Origin of the sequence: Clostridioides sp. ZZV15-6597, from assembly GCF_020657815.1 — a bacterium.
GTDB lineage: Bacteria > Bacillota > Clostridia > Peptostreptococcales > Peptostreptococcaceae > Clostridioides.
In genome coordinates this window covers 1-12,333 of the sequence record NZ_JAGWCT010000054.1, presented here as the reverse complement: position 1 = coordinate 12,333, position 12,333 = coordinate 1, and the positions used below count along the sequence as shown (strand labels likewise).

The 12,333-nt window shown below is 27.3% G+C and carries 8 protein-coding genes and 1 pseudogene; 6 read left to right on the top strand and 3 right to left on the bottom strand.

Annotated features, from left to right (window positions below; translation table 11 throughout):
- The first annotated feature begins 13 nt into the window (after positions 1-13).
- Positions 14-580: a CDP-alcohol phosphatidyltransferase family protein gene (locus KGF52_RS12695; RefSeq protein WP_227840428.1), complete on the top strand. Its 567-nt coding sequence runs from the start codon at positions 14-16 to the stop codon at positions 578-580.
- 216 nt (positions 581-796) lie between these two features.
- Entirely contained in the window at positions 797-2,176 is a 1,380-nt protein-coding gene (locus KGF52_RS12690) for an MATE family efflux transporter (protein ID WP_227840427.1), read from the top strand.
- A gap of 161 nt (positions 2,177-2,337) precedes the next feature.
- On the opposite strand, the gene KGF52_RS12685 is transcribed toward KGF52_RS12690, so the two are convergent.
- Both KGF52_RS12685 and KGF52_RS12680 read right to left on the bottom strand, forming a co-directional pair.
- Positions 2,338-3,471 carry a macrolide family glycosyltransferase gene (locus KGF52_RS12685; protein WP_227840426.1) on the bottom strand — a complete coding sequence of 378 codons (1,134 nt, stop codon included), beginning with the start codon at positions 3,469-3,471 and terminating at the stop codon, positions 2,338-2,340.
- Between the two features lie 26 nt (positions 3,472-3,497).
- Positions 3,498-4,106 carry a TetR/AcrR family transcriptional regulator gene (locus KGF52_RS12680; protein ID WP_227840425.1) on the bottom strand — a complete coding sequence of 203 codons (609 nt, stop codon included), beginning with the start codon at positions 4,104-4,106 and terminating at the stop codon, positions 3,498-3,500.
- A 353-nt stretch (positions 4,107-4,459) separates the two neighbouring features.
- On the opposite strand from KGF52_RS12680, the gene KGF52_RS12675 reads away from it, so the two are divergent.
- From KGF52_RS12675 to KGF52_RS12665, 3 genes and pseudogenes are all read left to right on the top strand, one after another.
- Entirely contained in the window at positions 4,460-5,110 is a 651-nt protein-coding gene (locus tag KGF52_RS12675; protein WP_227840424.1) for a PadR family transcriptional regulator, read from the top strand.
- A 1-nt stretch (position 5,111) separates the two neighbouring features.
- A complete protein-coding gene (locus KGF52_RS12670) occupies positions 5,112-6,062 on the top strand; it encodes an SDR family NAD(P)-dependent oxidoreductase (protein ID WP_227840423.1) in 951 nt (316 codons plus the stop codon).
- 314 nt (positions 6,063-6,376) lie between these two features.
- Positions 6,377-6,478, top strand: a pseudogene (locus KGF52_RS12665) (winged helix-turn-helix domain-containing protein); the annotation flags it as partial.
- Between the two features lie 177 nt (positions 6,479-6,655).
- On the opposite strand, the gene KGF52_RS12660 reads toward KGF52_RS12665, so the two are convergent.
- Positions 6,656-8,194: an ABC-F family ATP-binding cassette domain-containing protein gene (locus KGF52_RS12660; protein ID WP_227840422.1), complete on the bottom strand. Its 1,539-nt coding sequence runs from the start codon at positions 8,192-8,194 to the stop codon at positions 6,656-6,658.
- 1,073 nt (positions 8,195-9,267) lie between these two features.
- Here KGF52_RS12660 and KGF52_RS12655 point away from each other — a divergent pair.
- Positions 9,268-12,147, top strand: a complete 2,880-nt coding sequence (locus KGF52_RS12655; protein ID WP_227840421.1) for an EAL domain-containing protein — start codon at positions 9,268-9,270, stop codon at positions 12,145-12,147.
- The last annotated feature ends 186 nt before the right edge of the window (positions 12,148-12,333 follow it).

Genomic DNA, 12,333 nt, shown 5'->3' with positions numbered 1-12,333 from the left:
GAGGTGACAAGGAATGAAAAATATAGCAAATATTATTACTATACTTAGAATTATTTTATCAATAGCTTTGCTCAAAATAGATATGTTTTCTTCTTTATTTTTTACGGTCTATATTATGTGTGGAGTAAGTGATTTTCTTGATGGATATATAGCTAGAAAAATGAATATGACAAGTAAGTTTGGTTCAAGGCTTGATAGTATAGCTGATATATGTTTAGTAATATCAATGTTTATTATTATGCTTCCAGTAATAAATGTTTCAAAGTATATAGTATTATGGATATTAATAATTGTCCTTATTCGAATTACATCAATAATTATGGTGATTCGTAAATACAACACATTTGCTATATTACATACATATGGAAATAAATTATCTGGGTTTATGTTATTTTGTTTACCTTTATTTTATAACATTATGAATACAAATTTACTTGGAAGTATAGTTTGTGTTGTAGCAAGTATCTCAGCCATTGAAGAAGTAATAATACATATATTATCTAAAGAGTTGAAAATAGATATTAGTAGTATTATAGAAGTACTTATTCATAAATCTGTTTCATATGATACTAAACGATAGAAACTAAAATTTACATCAGTATTGACTCAAAGACTCAAAATAATTAGATTAAAGATTAAGGAATTATCCTTATCGTATATGACGTCATAATAGCAAGATATATTAAAACTCTATTTAAATAATTAGATATAATTTTTATGCAGAGAGGAGGTTCGTAAATGCATAATAATTTAAGTATTATTTTAAATAGAATTAATATACAGAATAATGATGTTAATGAGTGATATATTATATTCTAAAAATCAAAAAGAAGATAATATTTATGTGAAGGATAATTTACTTGCGCAGAGATTTAATTTATTTTCTTTATTAAAATTTGCATTTCCTACTATATTCATGATGATTTTTATGGGACTATATACGATTGTAGATACTATATTTGTATCTAGATTTGTAGATACAAATGCTTTATCCGCAATTAATATTGTCTGTCCTATTATTAATATTATTGTTGGACTTGGAACTATGCTTGCTACTGGAGGAAGTGCTATTGTAGCTTGCAAGATGGGGAATGGTGATATGGATGGAGCAAAGAAAATTTTTACTTTGACTATATTATCTGGAGCTATAATTGGAATATTAATTACCAGTATAGGTCTTATATTTATGGACAATATTATTATATGGCTAGGAGCAAGTGATATTTTGATTCAATATTGTCGTTCGTATCTTTTTATTATCTTGATTTTTGCTTCTGCTAATATATTACAGGTATTATTTCAAAGTCTATTTGTAACAGCTGGTAAACCTCAATTTGGATTATGGTTAGTGCTTGGAGCGGGATGCACTAATATAATTCTAGATTATGTGTTTATTGTACCACTACAAATGGGTATTAGTGGAGCGGCACTTGCAACTGGTATAGGATATTTAATCCCAACTATTGCAGGTATAGTTTTCTTTTCGAAAAATAAAGGGGTACTTAGATTTTGCATACCTAAATTAGATAAAAAGGTATTATTTGAGATTTGTTTTAATGGCTCTTCTGAGATGGTGGGTCAATTATCAACAGCAGTTACTACTTTTTTATTTAATATTATGATGATGAGATTGATTGGTGAGGATGGAGTTGCAGCTATTACAATAATTATTTATTCTCAGTTTCTTTTAACCTCACTTTATATTGGTTTTTCAATGGGAGTTGCTCCAATAATAAGCTATAATTATGGAAGTAGAAATAATATCCAGTTAAAATACATTTTTAAAATTTGTATATTATTTATCTCAGTGGCCTCATTACTGGTATTTGTGTTTTCTATGGTATGTTCATCAACTATTGTAGAGATTTTTTCTCAAAAAGGAAGCAACGTTTATGAGATTACAAGGTCTGGATTCTATATATTTTCTTTTAGTTTCCTTTTTTGTGGATACAATATTTTTACATCATCTATGTTTACAGCATTGTCAAATGGAAAGATATCTGCAATACTATCTTTTTTACGTACCTTTGTTTTTATAACTATAGGTTTGTTGACATTACCAAGTGTCTTAAATATAGATGGAATATGGTTAGCAGTGCCAATTGCTGAGATTTTAACCTTATTTTTAACGGTTAGTTTTATATATAGATATAAGAATAAGTATAACTATATATAAATACAATAATAAATATAATTAACATATATCTTTTTTGACTGTATATCATTTAGCCCATAAGTAATGCTTTTTCATTTATTTATGGGCTTTTATTGGGTTTTTTCTTTTGGATTCATTCCTTCATTTACAAATCTTTTCTTAATAGCAGTACAATTTTAATTTTATTTTATCATTTTGTTATCCATATACTGAATAATCAAATCAGCACCAAATTCATTACCGCCTGCATTTCTAATTTCTTTTTGCATAAGCAATATACTTTGAGTTATGGTCGAATCATTAAGAACAGTTAGAGTAGACTTTTTAAGAATATCACTTGTAATGTGTTTGTGCGAAATCTTTTTTCCTAAATTTAAGCGTTCAACTTGCTGGGCATTAGTTGGTTGATCTGCCATAAACGGAATAACCACCATAGGAACTCCAAAATAAAGAGATTCCATAACACTATTTAAGCCACCATGAGTGATAAAAACATTTGCTTTTTCTAATATTTCAAGTTGTGGGACAAAGGAGTAAATATAAAAATTCTTTGGTATCTCACCTAATTCTGATATATTTATCGAATTACCAACAGACATAATAACAGTTACATTTTCATCTTTAAACGCAGTGATACATTTTTTATAAAATGACATTGCTTTATTTACAATTGTACCTAGAGAAATATAAACTAAATTATTTTTCAATTCTGGCAATAGAAACTCATTTTTTTTATTGCGATGGTAAATAGAAGTACCAAGGAATTTAAACTTCTTTTCTGAAAAATCTTCTGCACATGGTTGAAATCTTTTTGTAGTATATACAAGATTAAGTTCTGGAGGATTTTCAGTAATTTCTTTTAACCAGGAATCAGTCTTTAACTTAACTCCGTTTGATACTTTTTTAGTCCATCTGCGACACACCCATTTGAAACGAAATACTCTTAATGTTCCGCCAGAGTTAATAAATTCTTTCATCAGAATTTCATTAGTAGCTGGTGATGTAATAACTCTAATAACAGGTTTATTAAATCTTTCTGCTATATGCTTTCCTAAAAAGAAAAGATGTTCGTAAATAATTAAGTCAAATTCATGTGCTACTTTTATAGATATTTGATAGGCATTTTTCATCTGAATAGAAAATTTTTTGCTATCTTCATAACAAATGAAATCAGCTCCCATTTCTAAGACTTTATCTTTCCATTCTTCAGTTAGTAAGTATGTTACAGAATTACCTCTATGCACTAATTTTTCCACTAACCCAAGGGTAGGGTATATATGTCCAGAGAAAGGTAAATTTATAAATAAAATTTTCATAATCTAACCTCCTTAAAGTGTTTTTATCATGTATTCATTGTAAATATAAGAGTAGGAACTTTTAACGTTCTACCTAAAAATTCAGAAATGATTGTATGTTGTTCACTTTTATTTAATTTTGGGAAACATTCACTATGTAACAAGCCACTTATTCCATTCAATATATATTGTGTTAAAAAATCCAAATCCAGCACATTATCATTTTCTGTTTTTAAATATACTAATTCAATAAAAGATTTTATTGTAGGTAGCATAGTCTTTATGGTGATACCATGTAAGGCATACAATATAGTCCAATGGACTTTATTATCAACTAATTTGTGAAATTGTGAAATGCTCTGTTCATAGTAATCTAGTATTCTATTAATTATTTCATAAAATGATAAAGTGTCTTCATTTTGAATTAGTAGTTGTGCAAAGTTTTCGCTTTGTTTCTTCATAAAATGCTCTAATGACTTATCAAATAGTTCTTGCTTAGAGTTAAAATAATGATAAAACATTCCAACTTCTCCATTAACTTCATTTAATATCATTCGAACAGAAGTGCTTTCATACCCATATTTTAAAAATAATCGAATAGCAGCATCTAGTATTTCCTCTCTTTTTCCTCCTTCTAAAATAGGTTTTCTTGCCATAAACTTACCTCCTTATTTAAACAAACAGAATATTGTTCTGTTTATATCTTATAATAATTTTAAATTAAAGTCAATTATAAACAGAATATTGTTCTTATAATATGAAATGTTAAGACTTGCACATATGTCAGAATGATACAAGTATTTAATCAGTTATCATAAAATATTCCACATGTTGTCTTTAAAACTATAGTTGTTTTCTTATTAATATCATAAAGTCTATATAAAATTAATTTTCTAAAGTTCCCAAAATATTATTACTGTGATTTTGAAGCTGTTACTTTAGTTTTCTAGTGCTTGATTTTATCTATTAGTAATGTTACTATTAGAAATATGAAAGGAGAGTAAATAAAATGGATAAAATTATTTTGGGATTACTTATGCTTAAGAAGTTGACAATTTATGAACTGAGAAGTGTTATAGAAATGAATTTTGCTTCTATGTGTAGCAACAGTATGGGAAGTATTCAAGCAGCAATAAAAAAGCTACTTGAAAAGAAGATGATAGTGTATGAAGAGTTTGTTGAAAATAGTGTCAATAAGAAATTTTATGTACTAACAGATAAAGGAAAAACATGTTTTTTAGAATGGGTACAGACCTCTATGGTAGCAGGGAAAGTAAAGGATATGGAGTTAAGCAAATTATTTTTTATGGGCTTTGTTCCAACACAAAAAAGATTGTCATTAATTGAATCTTATATTGTTGACCTCAAAAAGGAAAGAGAGCAGTTGGAGAATATCAAAAGACAAGACATCGATGTTGCAAAATTACAGTACATTGCCTATATAGAAGAAAATCAAGAACAGTTTAATCACTTTTTACAAGATACTGAACATTCCAACATTCAAAGAGATATTAAAGATATAATTGATTTTGAGTTATTGACCTTGCAGTTTGGAATTGATAGGACAAATTTTGAAATAGCATGGTTTGAAAATTTAAATAAGAAGCTAATTAATGAGTACCTAAACAATAGTCAGAATCAAGAAAAAGGGGGTAGCTAACATGAAAGGAACTGTAATAATAACAGGAGCTAATTCAGGGATAGGAAAGGCAGCAGCATTTAAGTTTGCATCAGAGGGTTATAGAGTTATAATGGCATGTCGTAATATTCAGATTAGTGAACCCGTGTGTCAGGAAATCATAGTCAAAACTAAAAATATTAATGTGGATTTGCTTCAACTGGATATTTCATCGAGGCAATCAATTTGTAGTTTTTGTGAGACATATAAGAAAAAATACGATATATTGGATATCTTAATCCATAATGCTGGACATTTTAAACATGGAGAAAAAAACTTTCAACGAAGTATTGATGGTATAGAATTAACATTTGCTACCAATCTATTTGGGCCAGTTTTTATGACCGATTTATTATTGGATGTACTTGCTAAATCAAAAAATCCTAAAATTCTAAATGTATGTAGTACAAATATAAAGCATTTTTTTGATGAAAGAAGAAAAATTAATTTTGGAGTTTTAAGTGGTGAAACTGTAGAAGATAAAGAATATAATTCCTATAAAATTTATGGAGATTCCAAAATAGCTTTACTTATGGTTACAAGTATGATGAAACAAGAATACAAGCCTTATAATATAAGTGTAAATGCAATTATGGTTCCAGCAACAAAAATGAGTAAAGAAACAATTAAGAAATTTAATTCGTATTGGAAAGTACTTGCATTTTTACAAAACATTATTATACCAAAATCAGAAATTATTGGAGAGGCTTACTTTTCGATTTGCACTTCTAATGTTTATACAAGTATTACTGGAAAACTAATAAATCACCAAGGAAAGATTGTTAAAATGGCTAATAACTCAATATCATTTATAAAAAGCATTACAAGCACAGAGGTTTATCCACCTTATGTCAATAACAAAGAGACAATAGAGAAAGTGTGGGCTATATGTAAACAATATGTTGAAAATGCTAAATATAATTTGCTAGCATAACACATATAATTCATGAGGTTATTATATCAACAACATAATCTTATTGATATTGCTAAAAGGATATAGTATTTTTGCTAATTCTGTTCAGTTTTTATTTTATTGTTTGAATTAATATGAGAAAAATTACAATTAACTATAATTTAATTTATAATTGATATATACTTGATTTTATTTAATTATTTGAATATACTTTAAGCAGAATACACAGAGTTAAAGAATTGATAAATAAAAGATAATAACTCTTTATTAGGAGTGATTTTACTATGGAAACATACTTTAATAAGAAAATATTACTTGTTGATGATGAAAAAGATATAATAAATTTAAGAGAAAAGATTGAAGATAATCCTTCAAATCCTAAAATACTTATAACAGTCAAAGGGCTTGGATATAAGCTTGTGAATAGAGTTGATTAGACTGAATTCTAGTAGTTGTTTTTTAGGCACCCATTTATGAGTGCCTATTAATATATTTATACTTTAGTAAAATATTTATAGTCTCAAATATAACAAATACAAGAGATACTGAAATATTAAAAATAATTAATAATTAGTATTGTCAATAAACATAATATCTCCTAATAGTATAGGAATTTATATCAATTGTTTTTCTATATTAAATACCTTGTCAATCCAACCTTTATAAAACTTTTCTTCGTGAGAAACCAAAATAATACTTCCTTTAAATTGTTTCAAAGCATTTTGTAAAGCATCTTTTGTTTCTGCATCAAAGTGGTTAGTTGGTTCGTCTAAAATCAAGAAATTACAAGGGGATAGCATCATACAACATAATTTAACTTTAGACTGTTCACCTCCACTTAGAGTGGAAACACTTCTTGAAACATGTTCTTCTTTTACACCACACTTGGCTAAAGAGCGTCTGATTTCTTTTGTACTTAATTTTGGATACTTATCTGCCATTATTTGAAGTGGTGTTTTAGTAGGATTTTCCCATTTTAAATCCTGTTCATAATAACCAATTTTTATCTGCTCTGAGAAGATGAAGTTTCCAGAAATACAAGGAATATCTTTAACCAATGTTTTTAGCAAAGTGGATTTACCAATTCCATTGAATCCAGTTATAACTATTTTTTGACCTGTATTAACAGAAAAATTTAATTTTGGAAGTAATGGATAATAGTATCCAACTTCAAGATTAGTTACTGTAAGTGCGTTTTGTACAGACATTTCAATTTCTGCAAATTGGATACACGGTTTTCCTGTAAAGTTAGGAGGAGCTATTCTTTCTATTCTATCCAATTGTTTCTGTCTTCCTCTTGCAATTTTTGAATTTACACCAGCTTTATTTTTACGTATAAATGTTTCTTCTTTTTCTATTTTCTTTTGTTGTGCTTGATATTTTCTAATATAATCCTCCCTTAAGTGTGATTTTTGTTTAAGAAATTCTGAGTACTTTCCATGATACTTTTTAATCATTCCAAATTCTATATCGAGAATACCTGTGGAGATTTTTTCTAGAAAGTCAAAATCATGTGAGACTACAATAAATGCACCTCTAAATGTATTTAGATAATTCGCAAGCCATTCAACATGTTCTTTGTCTAAAAAATTTGTTGGTTCATCTAATAATAAAACTTCATAATTAGAAAGTAATAATTTTGCCATAATTACTTTTGCTCTTTGACCCCCACTAAGTTCCCCAATAATACGATTCATTCCTATTGAATCTAGTCCAAGACCATTTGCTACCCTATTTATTTCATTGTCTATAGAGTAGAAGTCACTTGCTATTAATTGCTCTTGATAAGTTGATGCCTTAATAAGTTGTTGCTCATTTCCAGATATAGCACTTTCCTGATATAGCAAATTCATTTCTTTTTCTATTTTATAGAGGTCTTCAAATGCAGTGTGCAAATACAGTGATATTGTTGTATCTCTATTAATATCTGCATATTGGTCCAGATGACCTATTTTAATATTAGGTTGCCACTTAATCTCTCCTGTATCAGGGATAACTTCTCCTAATAAAATTTTAATTAAGGTGCTTTTACCTACACCATTTTGGCCAACCACACCTATATGTTCGCCTTTGAATAAATCAAAGTCAGCTTTTTCGTACAGTGATTTCTCCATAAAACATTGTGATAAATTATTTACTTTTAATAAACTCATAATTCAAACTCCTTTTTTACTATAAAAATTTTATGAAAATAAAAAAAGCAGAGGAATAGCATTATAAAATGCCGACCTCTGCTTTTGGAAAAACAAAAGGCCATAGATAAGCATTGCTATCTATGGCCGTAAAATCTATATATCTATCGGCAAATAGGTAAATTTAAATAAGCATAGTTAAAAAGCTACACTAAACCTATATTTGCCGATGAAGATAGAAGCTTTAAGCTTCCAGATTAACCTCTACACAACGCTTCATCGTATACATTTGTGTAGAGTTAAGTTTTCTAACAAGTTTAACTAATTTTATATAAACCATAATTGTTCACATCCTAATCTCAATATTAATTCTAATTCATTTATATTTAAATTGTACTATTGTACTTTTGATTTTTTCTTATTTAATTTAATACATATATTACTAATTATAGCTTAAATCATGGTATCATAATACTTAATCATAGTCAACATAAAAGATATTTTCACATGACAACTTTTATAATACAATAGGTTTAAATTATAGCAATTCTCCATATTTTTTTACAAAGATTTTTTTTAACATAGTTACTAATACCATATAAGATAGTAAAAATCAACCCTATAAAGTAAATATTTGGAAGTGAAATCATACCAATAGCATTTCCAAATGATGTATAAGGTATAATAGTCCCAATTGTAATTCCGATTGTTGTTAAAAGTATTAGTTTCCATGAATATCAAGAGTGTATTCTAGGATTACTTTATCTTGAGTCAAAGTTCCTGTTTTGTCAGTGCAAAGTATATTCATAAAATATTGCAACTTATAAAATCAAAGGTGTAGTATTGTTGAACTTTCAATGGTATGCTAAGATATTTATATAATTATAATAAATAAAAATATATAATGACTATATAAATTTATACACTCAGAGTAACCACTAAAAATATATGTTTATTTATTCTTAGATAAACATATATTTTTTTAGTATTAAGTGTAATGATAAGTTTATGCATGATATAAATCTAAGTAATTTATTATTAGAATGATTATAAATAATTTGAGAGAAGATTTTATATGAGGGGGGCTAAAGTTTGTGTCAATTAAGAGACTGATTTTCATCGTATTTTTAATTAATTGTATGATATTTATGTGTTTTCCAATACAATCACTTGCAAAGACAGAAAATCGTGTTATAAAAGTAGGTTTTTTTGATTTTGAAGGATATCATGATTATGATAAAAATGGAAATAGAAATGGGTATGGATATGAATATCTTCATGAGATTGCAAAGCATACTGGTTGGACATATGAATATGTATCTGGTACATGGGAAGAATGTCAAACTATGTTAGAAAATGGACAGATTGACTTACTTACTTCTGCACAATATACAAAAGAACGTGCTGAGAAATTTGATTTTTCAGAAGTACCTATGGGAAGTAGTTATGCACGACTTACAATAAAAAGCGGAAACTCAAAGTATACACCAAATGATTATAAAAATTTTAATGGAATAAAGGTTGGACTACTTTATGGAAATAGTAGAAATGAACATTTAAAGAAATTTGCAAATGAAAAAGGATTTAATTATACGTCTAAATATTTTAAAAATCAGGAAGAATTGGAAAATGCATTAAAAAGTGAAAAAGTAGATGCAATATTAACTAGTAGTTTGAGAAAAGTCAAAAACGAAAACGTAATTGCGCAATTTTCTCCATCTCCATTTTATTGTATTGTAAAAAAAGGCAATAATGAACTGTTACAAGAGGTAAATGAAGCTTTAGAAGATATTGAAATGGATAATCCGGCATATAAGTTTAATTTATATAGTAAGTACTATCAGTCTAGTAATAAAGATACATCTATTCTTTCTAGGGAAGAAAGAGATTACTTAAAAAGAAATAATCATATACGTGTAGTAAGTATGCCAAACTCCTATCCATTATCATATTTAGATACAGGTAGACTTAAAGGTATTGTACCAGATATATTTAATTTAATTGTAAAAGACCTTGGATTAAGTATAGAGTATGTAAAAGCTAATTCATATAAAGAATCGATTGATATGGTAAAAGAGGGGAAGGCAGATGTTATATGTTTTTTTAATTCGGATTATGGATGGGCAGAGCAGAATGGTATTAAGATTACATCTCCTTATATGACATTGAACTATAGCATGATAACTAAAAATTACAAAAATACTAAATTTGATAATATAGCTGTTGCTGAGAGCGATACATTCAATGATGAGTATCTCAAAGAACACTATAAAGGTATCAACATTCAAAGATATAAATCTGAAGAAAAAGCTATAAATGCAGTGAAAAGTAGAGATGCAGATGCTGCATTTGTAAATACATATTCTGCTGAAGACTATATACAAAAAGATTATAATAATTTAAAAGCAATTCTAGTTAATGATTATAAAACTAATATATCTTTAGGTGTTGGAAAAAATATAAATCCAACATTATATTCCATTTTGGATAAGAGAATAAATGCACTTAATAAAGATGAGTATTCAGAAATTATTGCAAAGCATACAATTTTTCAAGACTATAAAATTAGTTTATCACAGTATATTCATCAGCATCCAGTTCAAACAGTTTTAATTTCTTTTTGTTTCTTTTTAGTTATAATAGCAGTACTTTCTTATGTTATTGCAATCAACAAAAGACATTCCACTCATATTTTTAATTTGGCATTTAAAGATATAGAGAATGGAGTTTGGAATTACAATGGATTTGAAGAACAAGCACCACGAGTTCTAGAAAAGCATAGAGAAAAATTTTATGCAGTAATTGCTTTTGATATATCTAAGTTTGCTATCATAAATGAAAATTATGGTAGAGATTCTGGAGATATGATTATAAAAGAAATTGCATCAGTTTTGAATAGAGTTATTGGAGACAGGGCATTAATAGCTCATGTAAAAGCGGACCATTTTCTTTTACTTTTACCTTATGATTTAAAAAAAGATTTGGAATTAACTCTTATTGATATAAGTAAAAGTATTTCATACTTTGAAGTTAAGGGGATTGGCATTAAAGTAAAGGCAAACTTTGGAGTATATATTATCAAAGATGAAGACATTGTTATTACAAAAGCTATTGATTATGCTGAAATTGCTAGAAGAAAAGCAAAAAGAAGTAATTCATCTATTATATATTTTGATGAATCTCTCAGAGAAAGTCTTAACAAAGAAAAAGAAATTGTTGATAGAATAGATTATGCATTAGAACATAATGAATTTCAGGTTTATTATCAACCTAAGTTTGATATGAGAACAAATAACATTATTGGTGCAGAAGCACTTGTTAGGTGGAATCATAAAGAACTTGGATTTATGAATCCAGGAGAATTTATTCCTATACTTGAAAAGAGTGGTGGAATTATAGAGGTTGATTTTTTTGTGTTAGAAGAAGTATGTAAGTTGACAAGGTTTTGGATAGATTCTGGAGTTAAACCCATTTCAATCTCTGTAAATCAATCAAGAGTACATTTTCAGAAAAAAGATTATATAAATAGATTACAAAATTTGCTTGCTAAATATGATATACCTAAAAGTGGAATTGAACTTGAGATAACTGAAAGTCTATTTGAAAATGATAGTATATCAAATGATATGATAAATGAGATTAAGGAGCTTGGTTTTTTAATTTCTGTTGACGATTTTGGTTCTGGATATTCTTCATTACATCTTCTAAATCAAGTTTCTGTAGATATTCTTAAAATAGATAAATCTCTCTTAGATAATTCTGAAGGAAAAGGTAAAGTAGGTAAGATTATTAGTAAAGTAGTTGAGATGGCAAATGACTTGGGATTAGAGGTGATTTGTGAGGGTGTTGAGAGGATAGAACAGGCAGAATTTTTAATGAGTATTGATTGTTATTATGCACAAGGTTATTTGTATGCAAAGCCTATGCCAAAAGATATATTTCTTAAAAACGTAGATAAATTTAAAGGTATATAAAAGAATATATATAATATATGTATGTAGAGAAATACATCTAATATTAATTACTAAGTAATGATTGTAATTTTATAAATATATAAATTATAATCATTACTTTTTTTATAAACTAAAAAAGTTTGTTACTATAAAATAATAATTTGAAGCGTATTAGCTTTACACTTAGAAAATTGAGTTGATATACAA